This window comes from Microbacterium lacticum (genome assembly GCF_006716815.1).
Lineage (GTDB): Bacteria > Actinomycetota > Actinomycetes > Actinomycetales > Microbacteriaceae > Microbacterium > Microbacterium lacticum.
Genome location: NZ_VFPS01000008.1, coordinates 1 through 14,912, shown reverse-complemented (window position 1 = coordinate 14,912; position 14,912 = coordinate 1). Strand labels below are relative to the sequence as shown.

General features: G+C 72.6%; 14 protein-coding genes and 1 riboswitch. Of the genes, 5 read left to right on the top strand and 9 right to left on the bottom strand.

Annotated features, from left to right (window positions below; translation table 11 throughout):
- Window positions 1–63: 63 nt before the first annotated feature.
- A complete protein-coding gene (locus FHX68_RS14580) occupies window positions 64–1,551 on the bottom strand; it encodes a L,D-transpeptidase family protein (protein WP_141378864.1) in 1,488 nt (495 codons plus the stop codon).
- Window positions 1,552–1,794: 243 nt separating this feature from the next.
- Between FHX68_RS14580 and FHX68_RS14575 the strand changes: the two genes are divergently transcribed.
- The 3 genes from FHX68_RS14575 to FHX68_RS14565 are packed head-to-tail and all read left to right on the top strand — an operon-like array spanning window position 1,795 to window position 4,113.
- Window positions 1,795–2,985 (top strand): ROK family transcriptional regulator, encoded by a 1,191-nt coding sequence (locus FHX68_RS14575; protein ID WP_141378866.1) that lies wholly within the window; start codon window positions 1,795–1,797, stop codon window positions 2,983–2,985.
- 20 nt (window positions 2,986–3,005) lie between these two features.
- Window positions 3,006–3,341, top strand: coding sequence for a hypothetical protein (locus FHX68_RS16065; RefSeq protein ID WP_229661391.1), 336 nt, complete (start codon window positions 3,006–3,008; stop codon window positions 3,339–3,341).
- Complete coding sequence (locus FHX68_RS14565) at window positions 3,334–4,113, top strand: glucosamine-6-phosphate deaminase (protein WP_141378867.1); 780 nt, start codon at window positions 3,334–3,336, stop codon at window positions 4,111–4,113. The genes FHX68_RS16065 and FHX68_RS14565 overlap by 8 nt, the downstream gene beginning before the upstream one ends.
- Before the next feature lie 401 nt (window positions 4,114–4,514).
- Here FHX68_RS14565 and FHX68_RS14560 read toward each other — a convergent pair whose 3' ends face one another.
- From FHX68_RS14560 to FHX68_RS14540, 5 genes are all read right to left on the bottom strand, one after another.
- Window positions 4,515–5,885, bottom strand: coding sequence for an FAD-binding oxidoreductase (locus tag FHX68_RS14560; protein ID WP_141378869.1), 1,371 nt, complete (start codon window positions 5,883–5,885; stop codon window positions 4,515–4,517).
- A 4-nt stretch (window positions 5,886–5,889) separates the two neighbouring features.
- Window positions 5,890–6,297, bottom strand: a complete 408-nt coding sequence (locus tag FHX68_RS14555; RefSeq protein WP_141378871.1) for a YrdB family protein — start codon at window positions 6,295–6,297, stop codon at window positions 5,890–5,892.
- A 59-nt stretch (window positions 6,298–6,356) separates the two neighbouring features.
- Window positions 6,357–8,195 (bottom strand): sigma-70 family RNA polymerase sigma factor, encoded by a 1,839-nt coding sequence (locus tag FHX68_RS14550; RefSeq protein ID WP_170214172.1) that lies wholly within the window; start codon window positions 8,193–8,195, stop codon window positions 6,357–6,359.
- 404 nt (window positions 8,196–8,599) lie between these two features.
- Window positions 8,600–9,736, bottom strand: a complete 1,137-nt coding sequence (gene nagA, locus FHX68_RS14545) for an N-acetylglucosamine-6-phosphate deacetylase (protein ID WP_141378875.1) — start codon at window positions 9,734–9,736, stop codon at window positions 8,600–8,602.
- Window positions 9,733–10,752, bottom strand: a complete 1,020-nt coding sequence (locus FHX68_RS14540) for a family 20 glycosylhydrolase (protein ID WP_141378877.1) — start codon at window positions 10,750–10,752, stop codon at window positions 9,733–9,735. The genes nagA and FHX68_RS14540 overlap by 4 nt, the downstream gene beginning before the upstream one ends.
- Before the next feature lie 92 nt (window positions 10,753–10,844).
- Window positions 10,845–10,927, top strand: a riboswitch (ZMP/ZTP riboswitch).
- 66 nt (window positions 10,928–10,993) lie between these two features.
- On the opposite strand from FHX68_RS14540, the gene glyA reads away from it, so the two are divergent.
- Window positions 10,994–12,277, top strand: coding sequence for a serine hydroxymethyltransferase (glyA, locus tag FHX68_RS14535; RefSeq protein WP_141378879.1), 1,284 nt, complete (start codon window positions 10,994–10,996; stop codon window positions 12,275–12,277).
- On the top strand, window positions 12,274–13,158 hold the full coding sequence (locus tag FHX68_RS14530) for a bifunctional methylenetetrahydrofolate dehydrogenase/methenyltetrahydrofolate cyclohydrolase (RefSeq protein WP_141378881.1): 885 nt from the start codon (window positions 12,274–12,276) through the stop codon (window positions 13,156–13,158). Before glyA ends, FHX68_RS14530 begins: the two co-directional genes overlap by 4 nt.
- A gap of 3 nt (window positions 13,159–13,161) precedes the next feature.
- On the opposite strand, the gene FHX68_RS16060 is transcribed toward FHX68_RS14530, so the two are convergent.
- The 3 genes from FHX68_RS16060 to FHX68_RS14515 form a co-directional block, all read right to left on the bottom strand.
- The gene (locus FHX68_RS16060; protein ID WP_229661392.1) at window positions 13,162–13,464 is read right to left on the bottom strand and encodes a cytochrome c oxidase assembly protein; all 303 of its coding nucleotides are present in this window, start codon (window positions 13,462–13,464) and stop codon (window positions 13,162–13,164) included.
- A 359-nt stretch (window positions 13,465–13,823) separates the two neighbouring features.
- On the bottom strand, window positions 13,824–14,549 hold the full coding sequence (locus FHX68_RS14520) for an amino acid ABC transporter ATP-binding protein (RefSeq protein ID WP_141378969.1): 726 nt from the start codon (window positions 14,547–14,549) through the stop codon (window positions 13,824–13,826).
- Between the two features lie 44 nt (window positions 14,550–14,593).
- On the bottom strand, window positions 14,594–14,912 hold a 319-nt coding region (locus FHX68_RS14515; protein WP_141920323.1), incomplete at its 5' end, for an ABC transporter permease subunit.

The window sequence follows — 14,912 nt, the reverse complement described above, 5'->3', positions numbered from 1 at the left end:
CATCCGCCGCTTCGTCGTGCGGGGACCGACCTCGACTCGCGGCAGGTCAGCGAGAAGGGTGGCTTACTCGTGGATCCAGACGTCGCCGCCGTTGGGCATCCAGTCGTAGATCTGCTTGGCGCGCCAGTTCGGCATGCCGACGCAGCCGTGGCTGCGCGGGTTGCCGAAGTCGTTGTGCCAGTACACCCCGTGCAGCGCCTCGCCGCCGTAGTAGTACATGATCCACTGGACGTTCGGGACATCGTAGTTCCAGTAGTCGTCGGTGGCCGACGACGACGTCATCGTCTGCACGTCGTAGTGCGACTGCACCGTGAAGTGGCCGGTCGTGGTGGGCGATTCGGCGACGCCGCTCGAGATCGGCCACGAGTCGACGACCGCGCCGTTCTCCTTCATGTAGAGCATCTGGTCGCCGAGATCGACCTCGATCATGCGCGCCGAGGTGGCCATCGCGGGCGGGGTGACCTGCACGGGCAGCTCGTAGACGCCGTTGCCCTGGCCGAGCTGCTTCGCGAAGTCGCTCGCGGCGGTGCTGACGTCGCCGAGCGTGCGGCCGTCGGCGCCGGGCGTCGTCGTCTCGAGCACGGTGCCCTCGGCATCCGTGATCACGGCGCCGTTGACCGGCGGCCGGTTCACCGCGGCGGCGAGGGCGTCGACGGTGGGCTGGATCTTCGCCGGGTCGGCGGTGACGGTGAAGGCTCCGGATGCGTCGGAGGTCACCGTCAGCCAGCCCGCCGCGGTCGCGGCGTCGACCGGAACGGTGCGCTCGTCGCCCACGTAGAAGCCGACGTTCGCGAGCATGGCGTTCGCCCCGTCGGCGGCCTTCTGCGCCGCGGCGGTGTCGGCAACGGGCTCGACCGAGGTCTCGTCGACCGTGACGGTGGATGCCTGCGCGCCCGACGCGAACGCGTCGTGCAGCTGACGGGTGATCGAGTCGAGGTCGATGCCGGTGCCCGCGACGGCCGGCGTCACCACGAACGAGGTGCCGTTGAAGGCGACGGTCGCGGCGGTCGGTTCGGTGTAGGCGGAGGGGAGGGCCTCGCGGAGCGCCGCGGTGGCCTTCTCCTCGTCGAGGGTGATAGGGGCGTCGATCGGCTCGCCGAACCACTGCGTGAGATTCCACATCGGCCGGTCGCCGAAGGCGGAGTCGGCCAGGGCCTGCGCGTCGACGGTCGCGCCGAGGTCGGCGCCGGTGACGGTGGGTCCGCCGTCGCCGAGCGTCAGCGTGGCCTGGGCGAGTCGCTGGTCGATCGCGTCGGTCGCGGCGCCGGACGTCTGCAGCCCCACGGGAACGCCCGCGACGGACGTGCCGGGTGCGATCAGCACGAGCGACGCGGCGACGGCGCCGGCGGCGACGAGCGCGACCGGCACGCCGATCCAGAGCCAGAGGCGCTTCCGCGTCTTCTTGGCGGCGGGCTCGGCCGGTGCCCACTGCACGGTCGGCGCCTGCGCGGTGGTCGCCGGCGCGGACGGCTCCTGCGTGGTGGTCGCCAGCGTGCTCGACGACGGGTCCGACGCGCCTTCGGCGTCGGGCTTCGTTGCCACATCAGTCACGAACAACCCCCCGGTTCAGCGCCCGTGCGGCGCGTCTCTTGCGAGGGAGCGGCTGGTGCGGTTCCACTCCACGCGGGTCCATCGTACGCGATCATGCTGCGCAGAGACCGGGGAAAGCGCGGGGTCTCGGCGGATCCGCGGGAGACGCCGTGTGATGTCGGCCGTGTAACGGTTTTGTAAACGCGCTTACCGAATCGGCGGAAAGACTTGCGAAAGTTATGTTCGTAAGGTGTACTAACAAACATGGTCACTTCGGACGTGCAGCGCAGCACCGCGGATCCCGGACCCTCCGCGGAAGGGAACTGCGGTCGTACCTTCGGCCCCGGACGCTCCCTGCGCCACGCGGCCAAGGTGCTCCCCGAGCACGCCCGCGCCCACAACCGCTCGCTCGTGCTGCAGACCCTCTTCCACCAGGGTGCCATGAGCCGCGCCGATCTGTCACGCGAGACCGGTCTCACCCGCGTCACGATCTCCGACCTCATCGCCGAAATCATCGAGGACGGCTACGTCGCCGAGCGTGGCACCCGCGAGGTGACCGGCCCCGGAAAGCCCGCCATCCTCGTCGACCTCGACCGGGAGGGGCACCGCATCATCGGCCTCGACCTCTCGCGCAGCGATCGGTTCCTCGGCGCCGTGCTCACCCTCGACGGCGAGATCGTCGCGCGCCACGAGGCATCCGTGCCCGCCGACCCCGCCGACATCCTCGCCACCGTCATCCGGCTCACCCGCGAGCTCGTCGCCGACGCGCACGCCCCCGTGCTCGGTGTCGGGGTCGGTTCACCCGGCATCGTCGACGACCACGGCACCGTGCTCACCGCACCGAACCTGCGCTGGACCGACATCGACCTCGAAGGCATCCTGCGCGCGGAGGTGTCGCTGCCGGTCCTCGTCGCCAACGACGCGAACGCCGCCCTGCTCGCCGAGTACACCTTCGGCGGCGCGGGCGACGACGTCATGCTCGTGCGCGTCGGCCGCGGTGTCGGCTCGGGTCTGCTCTCGGGCGGCCAGCCCATGCCCGGCGGCCGCTTCGCCGCGGGCGAGATCGGCCACGTCACCGTCGGCACCGACGGCGGTCCGGTGTGCGTGTGCGGCAAGGTCGGATGCCTCGAAGCGTGGCTGTCCGTCCCGTCGCTCGAACGCGCCCTGGCCGAGGAGGGCGCCGATGCCACCGCCGTCCTCCGCGACGCCGGGGAGCGGCTCGGCATCGCCCTGGCGCCCATCGTCGGCGCTCTCGACCTGTCGGAGATCGTGCTCTCCGGCCCCTCACCACTTCTCGACGGACCCCTCGCTGAGGCGACCGTCGAGACCCTGCGCGCCCGTACGCTCGCCGAGTTCCACGACGGCGTGCAGGTGCGAATGACGGAGCAAGGCGAGGACATCGTCCTCCGCGGCGCGGCCGTCATGGTCCTGTCCGGACAACTCGGGGTGTCCTGACACCCGTCCAACCCCCCCGGATGGATCACCCGACCCTCGGCGACCGTATGCTGAGCCGTGTGGTGGACGAGCTCGCGACCGGCGCAGCGGCATCGCCGTTCCTGCGCTCGCTGGGCCTCGCCGAGCGCGTCGAGCTGCTGCCGCCGGGATCGCCCGCGGCGGCGCTGGGCGCGGCGCTGATCGGGGCGGACGCCACCGTTCCGACGCCCGGTTCCGGGGCTTCCGCAGCGTCCGTCTCTGAGCCCGCGGGTTCCGCGGCGACCGTGTCCGGGGCAGCTGTCTCTGAGCCGTCCGTCTCCGAACCCGCCGTCCGCGAACCCTCCGTCTCCGACAGAAAGGCAGTTTTCCATGGCTGAGATCGTCATCGTCCCCTCTCCGGCGGCCGCCGGCGTCCTCGTTGCCGACGAGATCGTGAAGCTCATCAGCGAGCGTCCCGACGCGGTGCTGGGGCTCGCGACGGGCTCGACGCCGCTGCCCGTCTATGAGGCGCTGCGCCCCCGCGTGGCCGGGCTCGACGTGTCGCACGTGCGCGGCTTCGCGCTCGACGAGTACGTGGGCATCGACCCGAATCACCCGGAGAGCTACCGTTCGGTCATCACGAAGGAGGTCGTGGAGCCGCTCGGTCTGAACCCCGACCTCATCCAGACCCCGAACGGCGACCTCGCGACCATCTCGCACGCCGGCGAGGACTACGAGCGCGCCATCGCGGCCGCGGGCGGCATCGACCTGCAGATCCTCGGGATCGGCACGTCGGGGCACATCGGCTTCAACGAGCCCGGCTCGTCGTTCGCGTCGCGCACCCGCGTGAAGACCCTGATCGAGCAGACCCGTGAGGACAACGCGCGGTTCTTCGATTCGATCGACGACGTGCCCATGCACTGCATCACGCAGGGGCTCGGCACGATCCTCGAGGCGAAGCACCTGTTCCTCCTCGCGTTCGGCGAGGGCAAGGCGGCGGCGGTCGCCGGCGCCGTCGAGGGCCCGGTCACGTCGTCGCTGCCCGGTTCGGCGATCCAGCTGCACCCGCACGTCACGGTCGTCGTCGACGAGGCGGCCGCCTCGCAGCTCGCGCACGCCGACTACTACCGCTACGCGTTCGCCAACAAGCCCGCCTGGCAGGGTCTGTAAGCCGCGTCGCGCTGTCGTTGTGGCATCCAGGTGCCGCGTTCTGTCGTCATACCGGGCGGGTGGCGACCGATCGCGGCACCTGGATGCGTTTCCAGCGCGCGCTGTCCCGCCGTGCCGGTGTCGGCCGGTCGCCCTCGGAATCGCCGCGATCGCGCTCGGCGCGCGCGGCCTCGCCGTCCCCGACCCGCAGGTCTACCCGCCTCCCGCCTGATCCCGCGCCGGGTGCGGCGAGTGAGGCGTCAACCGTCAGCCGGGTCGGCATCCGCGGCATCCGCGATGCATACCGGCGGAGATCGGCGTGGCTGCGGATGCCTGGGCCCGAGGCATCCGTCGGCGTGCGGATCTCCGCGGTTGTGCAGGGCGTCGCGCAGCGCGCGCGGCTGCCGCGCGACGCGGGAAGGTCAGGGCGTGAAGACCTTGCCGGGGTTCAGGATGCCCTGCGGGTCGAAGACGCGGGTGATCTGGCGCTGCAGCTCCCACTGGTCGTCGCCGAGCTCGTCGGCGAGCCAGCGCCGCTTCAGCACGCCGACGCCGTGCTCGCCGGTGAGCGTTCCGCCCAGGCGCAGCGCGGCGCGGAACAGCTCGTCGGCGGCCTGCCAGATCACTTCGGGCACCGCCGCATCCGCGCCCGCGTCGAACACGAAGTTCGGGTGCAGGTTGCCGTCGCCGGCGTGGCAGACCGTCGGGATGACCAGGTCGTACTCGCGCTCGATGCGCGCGATCTCGTCGAACATCGCCGGGAGCGCGCTGCGCGGCACCGACACGTCTTCGATGAGCGTCGTGCCGAGGGTCTCCATCGCGGGATGCATCGACCGGCGGATCCGCCACAGCAGCTGCGACTCGGCGTCGTCGCGGGCGAGCCGCACGGCGCCGCCCGCATCGGTCAGCGTCGCGGCGATCGACTCGGCCTCGACCGACGCAGCGGGCCCGTCGGTCTGGATCGTCAGCTGGGCGGCCTCGCCCGGGTCGGGCAGGTCGAGCATCCGGTGCACGGCACGCAGGCACGCGGCATCCATCAGCTCCATGATCGCGGGCTGCACGCCCGATGCGGTCACCGCGGCAGCGGCGGTCGCGGCGGCGCGGACGCTCGGGAAGGATGCCGTGAGCGTGCGCGCCTGGCCGGGCACCAGCCGGCGGAGCTTGAGTGTCGCGCCGACGACGACCCCGAGCGTGCCCTCCGACCCGATCACGAGCGCGGTCAGGTCGAGGCCCGTGACGCCCTTGACGCTCCGATGCCCGAGGTGCAGCAGGCGGCCGTCGGCGAGCACGAGGTCGACGCCGAGCACCGCGTCGCGCACGACGCCGTACTTCGCGCAGAGGAGACCCCCGGCGCCCGTGGCGATGTTGCCGCCGACGGTCGAGATCTCGCGACTCACGGGGTCGGGCGCCCACCACAGGCCGTGGTCGGCGAGCGCACGGTTCAGCTCGGCGTTCAGGATGCCGGGCTCGACGACGGCGAGCAGATCGTCGGGCCGCACCTCGAGGATGCGATCCATCGCGCGCATCGACAGCACGATCTCGCCCGCGCCGGCGTTGGCCCCGCCGGCGAGGCCGGTGCCGGCGCCACGCACGACGACCGGGGTGCCGGTGGCCGTGGCGATCCGCATCGTGGCCTGCACATCGTCGATGCATGCCGCGTGCACGATCGCGATCGGCCGTCCGGGCGCGGCGTGCTCCGACTTGTCGGCTCGCGCGTCGTCGAGGTGGCTGGGGTCGGTGTCGACCCGTTCGGAGAGAGCCTCGCGCAGGAGGCCGACCACGGCGCCGGTCATGCGGTCAGGCGAGGCGTCGCCGGCCGGCGACGAGGCCGGTGGTCACGGCGACGACCGCGAACGCGAGGCCGACCCACGGGCTGCCGCTGGTCCACCACACGATCGTGGTGGCGGCGTAGACGAGCAGCTCCACCAGAGCGCGGACGAACGGATGCACGGCGAAGACGGCGCGCGGCGAGACGAACAGCGCCCACAGCAGGATCGCGATGACGGGGGCGCCGATGCCCGCGACGATGTTCCACGGGAACGGCCAGGCGGTGAACCCCCACACCGCGAGCGTTCCGAAGGCGAACAGTTCGCACAGGAACGCGAGGACGTCGACGGCGTCGAGCGCCGGTCGGGTGCCGGCCGGCGTCGCGGTCGCCGCGGGCTGTGCCGGTACGGCGGGGCGGACGGGGGGCAGATCGGCCATGAGCCCAGTCTACGCGCGGCCGGGCGGGGGCCTGCGGGGGCGGGTACCGTGGGCGCGCGTCAGTCGAACGAGAAGCGCGGCACCTGCGGGCCGACGAGATCACCGGGGATGTAGGCGAGGGAGACGGACCGGTCGAACCATTCGATCAGGCTGCGGGTGACCACGAGCGTGCCGCGGCCGTCGTCGCCGATCGTCGTGGTCGTGAGCGGTGCGTCGCCGACGAACGCCGCGACCGTCGCGCCCGGCTCACCGGTGACCGACACCGTCGCCGTCCCCCATCCCGAACCGAACTCGCTGTCGATCTGAGTGACGATCGGCGCCCCCGCGGGCAGCGTCGGCTCAGGTGTCGGCGTCGGCGTCGGCGTGGGAGTCGGTGTCGGAGTCGCCGTGGGAGTGGGAGTCGGTGTCGGAGTCGCCGTGGGTGTGGCCGTGGGAGTGGGCGTGGGCGTGGGGGTGGGGGTCGGCGTGACCGTCGGCGTCGGACTGGGTGTGGGGGATACCGAGGGCGTCGGGACCGGCGCGGGCGTCGCCGGAGGCGCCACCATCGGGGGCGTGGGAGCGGGGGCGGGAGTCGCATCCGGAGCGGCGTCTTCGACGGCGATCGGCTGCGGCACCTCCACGGGCAGCGACGCGGTGGGGGAGGGCAGCGCGGTCGGAGAGGGACCGGGAGTGGGGACCGCCGGCGCGCCGCCGTCTTGCGGAGTCGTCGATCCGTCGCCGGTCGGGGAGGCATCCGTCGACACGGTGGAATCGGCGGCGAGCATCGACGGCACGATGAACGCGGCGACCGTGCCGCCGGCGACGAGCACGGCGGCGGCAGCGATCCCGGCGAGCGCGCCGACGCCGAGGATGCCTCCGCCGACCGCACCCGCGACCGCCGCACCCGCACCCGCACCCGCGCCCGCTCCCGCCGCCGCACCGCTCGCGCCCGCGCCGCCGGCCGCCGCGGAACCACTCGCACCACCCGAGGCGGCCGCACCACCGGAACCACCCGCGCCACCCGTGCCGGCGCCCCCAGAACCGACGCCCGCCATCGACACCGCGCCGGGCACGGCGCCCGACGCGCTGGCCGCGAGCGCGACGATGGGCGCCGCGCTGCCCTGCAGCGTCGCGAGGTAGGCGGTCGCGCCGCCCGCACCGATTGTGACGGGGAGCAGCACGAGCGCAAGGCGCCGCGAGACGTCCTTCGCCTCGGCCGCGACGATGGCGCACCGCGCGCATTCCGCGAGGTGCGCGTCGACCTTCCCGGTGTCGCGCCGCCCCAGGTTGCCGCGGGCGTAGGCGCCCAGCCGCTCGATCGTCCAGCGGCACGCCGATCCCTCGGGTTCCGAGCGCAGGTGCGCCTGGATCCACGCCTCGCGCAGCCCCTCGCGTGCGCGGAACGCGAGCTGGGCGACCGCGGTCGCGTTCATGCCGAGCAGCGGCGCCACCGCGGCCGGCTTCATCTGCTCGATCTCGGTGTACCAGAGCACCTCCTGCCAGCGTGTGGGCAGGCTGCGATACGCCTGCGCGGTGAGGCTGCGATCGAGCGCCTCGTCGGTGGCGTGCGCCTCGGCATCCGGGTCGGCGATCGCCTCGACCTCGTCGATCGGCACCTCGCGGTCGCGGCGCCCCCAGCCGGCCGCGGTGTGACGGATGCTCGTGAAGAGGTACGCGCGGAACGATCCGGTCGGCCCGCCGCCGCGCTCGATCGCCTGGAAGATGCGCGCGTACGCCTCCTGCACGAGGTCGTCGGGGTCGAACCGCGACGTGATCGAGGATGCCACGGCGATGCCCGACCGGTAGTGCCGACGCCAGAGCTCGCCGAATGCGCCCCGATCGCCCGAGCGGGTGCGCTGCACGAGCTCGGCGTCGGCGAGGCCGTCGGTGTCGGCGTGCGACTGATCGGGGTCGTCCATGCGGGTCCTGGTTCGAGAGCGGGGATCGATCATGAGTCGCCCGACGGGCGCGATCACGACGCGCTTTCCTCATTCTCCCAGGTCGCGCTCAGAAAGCGACCGGGCCGGGCGGCGCCCCGGCGCCGCCCGAAAAGAAATCCCGAAAACCGCGTCATGGAATCCGCGCTGCGGCATCTCATGGGCAGACGGTTCTCCGTGCGCGCCCCTGGGGAGGGTCGCGCACGGAGGGCCGCGCCGGCCCGGCAACACGGGCACGGCAGCAGAAGGGGCCGCCGGGGGACGAGAGCGGGGCGAGCGGTGGGGGCCGCCGCCCCGCTCGCACCCGTACCGGTCGGTCCGGGCCGTCGACCAGGCGCGCGCCGCGGTGCTCACATCCCGTCGCCGGTCAGCGCACGGGCCTCGCCTCAGACCCGCGCGCCGTCGACCCAGACCCCGGCCACCTGCAGGGCGTCGTCGAGCAGCACCGCGTCCGCGGCGGCGCCGGGGCGGAGGCTCCCGTAGCGCCCGGCCAGACCGATCGCCCGCGCGGGCACGCTCGTGAGCGCGGCGGCCGCGTCGGCGAGGGGGAGTCCGCCCGCGACGACGAGGCGCAGCGCGGCATCCTGCGTCAGCGTCGATCCGGCGATCGCGCCGCCCTCGTCGAGGCGCGCGACGCCGTCGGTCACGGTCACGGCGAGGCCGCCGAGCTCGTACGCCCCGTCGGGCTCCCCCGCGGCACCCATCGCGTCGGTGATCAGCGCGATGCGCCCCGGTGCGCCCGCGAAGGCGAGGGCGATCACGTCGGGGTGCACGTGGATGCCGTCGGCGATCAGCTCGAGCGTCACCCGCTCGTCGCGCATCGCCGCGACCACGGGCCCGGGAGCACGGTGATGGATGCCGGGCATCGCGTTGAACGCGTGCGTGAGCAGTGTCGCGCCCGCATCGAACGCGGCGGATGCCTCGGCCTCGGTCGCGTTCGTGTGACCGACCGCGACGGCGACGCCCGCGGCGACGAACTCCGCCGTGGCAGCGAGCCCGCCGGGGAGCTCGGGTGCGAGGGTCACCTGCCGGACGGTGCCGCGGCCGGCCTCGACCAGGCGCGCGACGGCGGCCTCGTCGGGGGCCCGCAGCAGGCTCTCGGTGTGCGCGCCCTTGTGCCCGGGGTCGAGGAAGGGGCCCTCCAGGTGCGTGCCGAGGATCGTCGCGTCGCGTTCGGAGAGATCGGCGATCATCCCGACCTGCGCGGCCAGATCGTCGATCGACGCCGTCACGAGCGAGAGCACCGCGCGCGTCGTGCCGCGCGCGAGGTGCACGGCGCGGGCCGCCGCGATGGCATCCAGCCCGTGATCGTACGTGCCGCCGCCGCCCCCGTGCCCGTGGATGTCGACGAACCCGGGCGTCAGGTACGCGCCGGCCGCGTCGATCGCGTCGCCGGCGGGCAGCGCCCGCCACTCGTCGCCGGTGCCCGCGCGCAGCACCACGCCGTCGGCGAAGGCGACCCAGGCGTCGTCCGTCACCTCGCCGTCGTCGACGAGGCGCGCGGAGTGGATGACGGTGGTCATGCGTCGCCTCGATCGGCGCCGGCGGCCACCTCGACCGCCCACGGAATGCCGTCGAGCGGGGTGAACCCGATGCCCTGGCTCGTCCACAGCGGCGCCTCGACGCCGAGGATCTGCTCGTCGGCGACGCCGTCGACGACCTCCGCCGGATCCCACTCGTAGGCGCGGCGGGCGGTCGTGACCCCGCGCGCCCAGGTGAGCCCGAGCGGCGAGTCGGCGTCGAACTTCATGTCGAGGTAGATCGCATCGGCGGGGGAGAGGATGAGCTTCCCCTGATCCGACCCGACCGCGGTGAAGCCGCGCGCCTTGGCATCCATGCCGTCGATCGGCTCGACGTAACCCCAGAACTGCCCGACGGTGGTCGGTTCAAGGTCGGTCGCCGTGCCGGCCTCGTGCCATGCGACGGGCGTCTTGCCGAGGCTCGCGGCGAGCCGGCTGACCCGGCCGATGAAGCAGTCGTAGTCCTCGGCCGAGGTGCCGAGCCGCCACCCCTGGTCGTCGGTCAGGTGCAGGTGCAGGTGCAGGTGGGTGAACTTCAGGGCCGAGGTGCGGTCGATGTACGCCTTCACCGTCGCCACGTCGTGGAAGTGCCGGGCGACGTCGAGCATGACACCGCGGTATGCGAAGCGCGGGGCGTCGACGATCCGGACCGCGGGGATCTGCCAGCCGCCGGGCGCGGGCTCGACGAGCTGGCCGAGCGTCTGCACACCGTAGAAGAGGCCGGCGGCGTCGGTGCCGCTGACGATGACGGATGCCTCGGTCACGTCGAGCCGGTACGACTCGGCCGCGCCGTCGCCGGCGATCTCCAGCACGATCGCGCGGGCGTCGGCGGCGCTGTCGGCGGGCTCTCGGGTGTCGAGACGCAGACCGGTGCGGGTTTCGATGAGGGACTGCAGCGCCTCCGTGGCATCCGCGATCTCGGCCGCGGCCACGATCGGGGTCCCGGACGTCAGGGCGAACGGCGCGGAGCCGTCCGCCTCGATCGAGGCGGGGGCGGGAACGACGGAGGGAAGGGCCACGATGCTCCATTCTCGGGGATGGTGCCGACCACGCGCGAGTGGTCGGGTGGGGTCCGCCGGCTCGCGGCGGCGCGGGGCCCGGTCGGATATGCTCGCTGTGTCGCGACTGGCGTTGAGGTGGGCCACCACCGGGGAGCGACCACATGGCAATCGACCGTTCGCCTGGGTCGGTCTGCTCGCTGATCGAGTGCCGTCGCGCAGCGACGGTGCACCGAGATCATCCAGCCGACAGGAGACGACTATGACCGACCCGTACTTCAACGCCCCGCTCGCCGAGGTCGACCCCGAGATCGCCCAGGTGCTCGAGCGCGAGCTTGACCGCCAGCGCGGCTACCTCGAGATGATCGCGTCGGAGAACTTCGTGCCCGTCTCGGTGCTGCAGTCGCAGGGGTCGGTGCTGACCAACAAGTACGCCGAGGGCTACCCGGGCCGTCGCTACTACGGCGGCTGCGAAGAGGTCGACGTCGCCGAGGAGCTCGCGATCGAGCGCGCGAAGGCGCTCTTCGGCGCCGAGTTCGCGAACGTGCAGCCGCACTCCGGGGCATCCGCCAACGCCGCCGTGCTGCACGCGATCGCTCGCCCGGGCGACACTCTGCTCGGCCTCTCGCTCGACCAGGGCGGACACCTCACCCACGGCATGAAGATCAACTTCTCCGGCCGGCTCTACAACATCGTCGCGTACGGCGTCGACCCCGAGACCTCGATCATCGACATGGACGAGGTCGAGCGCCTCGCCGTCGAGCACTCGCCCAAGGTCATCATCGCGGGCTGGTCGGCCTACCCGCGCCAGCTCGACTTCGCGCGGTTCCGCGAGATCGCCGACAAGGTCGGCGCGCTCCTCTGGGTCGACATGGCGCACTTCGCCGGGCTCGTCGCTGCGGGCCTGCACCCGTCGCCCGTTCCCTACGCCGACGTGGTGTCCTCGACCGTGCACAAGACGATCGGCGGTCCGCGTTCGGGCTTCATCCTCACGAACGACGCCGACATCGCGAAGAAGATCAACACCGCGGTCTTCCCGGGGCAGCAGGGCGGCCCGCTCATGCACGTGATCGCCGCCAAGGCGACCGCGTTCAAGCTCGCCGCGACGCCGGAGTTCCGTGAGCGCCAGGAGCGCACCGTGCGGGGTGCCGCGATCCTCGCCGAGCGGCTCTCGCAGCCCGACGTCGCCGGCGCCGGCATCTCGGTGCGCTCGGGCGGCACCGACGTGCACCTCGTCCTCGTCGACCTCCGCGACGCCGCGATCGACGGCAAGCAGGCCGAGGATCTGCTGCACGAGATCCACATCACCGTGAACCGCAACGCCGTGCCGAACGACCCGCGGCCGCCGATGGTGACCTCGGGCCTGCGCATCGGCACGCCCGCGCTCGCGACCCGCGGCTTCGGCGACGCCGAGTTCACCGAGGTCGCCGACATCATCGCCCTCGCCCTCGTGGGCGGTGCGGACGGCGCCGACTTCGAGCAGCTGCGCACGCGCGTGGCATCCCTCACCGCCGCGTTCCCGCTCTACCCCGGGCTCGCGCAGTGACCGCGACCGTCCTCGACGGGCGGGCGACCGCCGCGGCGATCAAGGCGGAGCTCGCCGAGCGCGTCGCGAAGCTCAAGGCGCAGGGAGTGACCCCGGGCATCGCGACGGTGCTCGTGGGCGCCGACCCGGCATCCCAGCTGTACGTCGGCATGAAGCACAAGCAGTCCGAAGAGATCGGCATGAACTCGATCCAGGTCGAGCTGCCGGCGGATGCCACGCAGGCGGACGTCGAGGCGGAGATCGACCGGCTCAACGCCGATGAGACCTGCCACGGCTACATCGTGCAGCTGCCGCTGCCGCGACACCTCGACACCGACCGGATCCTCGAGCGGATCGACCCGGCGAAGGATGCCGACGGCCTGCATCCCACGAACCTCGGCAAGCTCGTGCTGAACGTCAACGACGAGATCATCTCTCCGCTGCCGTGCACGCCCCGCGCCGTGATCGAGCTGCTCGAGCGCAATGGCTACGCACTCGCGGGCACGCATGTGGTCGTCGTCGGCCGGGGCGTGACGATCGGGCGCTCGATCGGGCTGCTGCTCACCCGCCGCGACGTCAACGCGACCGTGACCCTCACCCACACCGGCACGCGCGACCTGCCCGCCTACCTGCGGCAGGCCGACGTCATCGTGGGCGCGGCGGGCATGAAGCACCTCGTGCGACCCGAGGACGTCAAGCCCGGCGCCGCCGTGCTCGATGTCGGGGTGACCCGCGAGATCGATCCCGAGACCGGCAAGTCGAAGGTCTACGGCGACATCGCCCCGGGCGTCGAAGAGGTGGCCGGCTGGCTGTCGCCGAATCCCGGGGGCGTCGGCCCGATGACGGTGGCGCTCCTGATGACGAACGTCGTCGAGGCGGCGGAGCGCACGATCCGCGCCTGAGCGTCAGCGGGCGGCGTCCGATCCGGCGCGCGCGCCGCGCAGGTGCGCCTGTACGAGCGCGTCGTGCTCGGCGTCGGTGAGCGCGTCGAAGTCTGCCGCTTCAGCGCGGTCGCGCCGCGCCCACCGCAGGAGCAGCAGGATCAGCACCGGAACGTCGGCCGCCTCGGCGATGAACCAGAGCAGGTCGCCCGCGAGGTGCTGATCGTGCAGCGGATTCGGCCACCAGCCGGTACCCGCGACGGTCGTGATGCCGTCGATGACGGTGTCGTTCAGCCGCATGAGGATGCCCGGGATCGAATCGATCACGAGCTCGACGAACGCCAGCAGGAACTCGATCGCGAGGAAGGTCGACGCGTGCAGGCTGGTGAGGGCCCATCATCGGCACCCTCAGCAGCAGCGCGATGCGCGCCGTGAACGCCCAGCGCAGCTGCGCCGACCACGCGCCGAAGAAGCCCAGCTCGACGACCGCGTACGAGCCGAGGCCGAGGGCGAAGAACAGCACCGTGCGTCGACGCGGCCACACGACGCCGTGACGGGCGGCGCGACGGATGCCGAGGGCGTAGGCGATCGTCGCGGCGACCAGGACGACGAGGGTCACAGGGTCGGCGCGCCAGGTCGTGAGGAGGGCGTCGAAGGGAGGCGTGCGCACAGCATACGCCGCGCGGCTATGCGGTGAAACGGGTGAGGAAAGCCTTCGTGCGGGCATGTGCGGGCGCCGTGAACAGCTGGGCGGGAGCGCCCTCCTCGACGATGACGCCCTCGTCGAGGAACAGCACCCGATCGGCGACGTCACGCGCGAACGCCATCTCGTGCGTCGCCATGAGGATCGTCGCCCCGCCCTCGGCGAGCGAGCGCACGAGGTCGAGCACCTCGCCGACGAGCTCCGGGTCGAGCGCCGAGGTGATCTCGTCGAGCAGCAGCACCTCGGGGTCGGTCGCGATGGCGCGGACGATCGCGACGCGCTGCTGCTGCCCGCCGGAGAGGCGGTCGGGGTGGGCGTTCGCGAAGTCGGCGAGCCCGACGCGCTCGAGGAGCGCCAGTGCGCGCGCCTCGGCATCCTTTCGCGGCACCTTGTGCACGACGCGCGAGGCGAGGGTCACGTTGCCGAGCACCGTCAGATGCGGGAAGAGGTTGTAGCTCTGGAACACCGCGCCGAGCCGCGCGCGCACCCGGTTGCCGTCGACGCGCGGGTCGGAGATGTCCTCGTCGCCGAGGAAGATGCGACCGTCGTCGATCGGCTCGAGCAGGCCGAGGCAGCGGAGGAGCGTGGATTTGCCCGATCCGGATGCCCCGATGAGCGCGACGACCTCGTGCGCGGCGAGCGACACCGACACCCCGCGCAGCACCTCGCGCTCGCCGAACGCCTTCCAGACATCCTCCGCCGCGAGCACCGGGGCGCCGACCGGCGCCGGGACACCGCCCGGCTCCACCGCGGTCACAGGATCGCTCCGCTCTGCTCGCGCTCGCGCAGCCGCGCCGTGTACCAGTCGGCGGTCCGGATCGTGGGGATCGCGAGCAGCACGAAGAGGATGCCCGCGACGACGTACGGCGTGAAGTTGTAGCTGAGGGCGTTCGCCGAGCGCGCGGCGGCGATCGCATCGATCGCGCCGAGGATCGAGATGAGCCCGACGTCCTTCTGCATCGAGACGAAGTCGTTCATGAGGGGCGGCGTCATCTTGCGCAGGGCCTGGGGGAGCACCACCCGCCGGAGGGTCTGCCCGTAGCCGAGCCCGAGCGAGCGCGCCGCGAGCCGC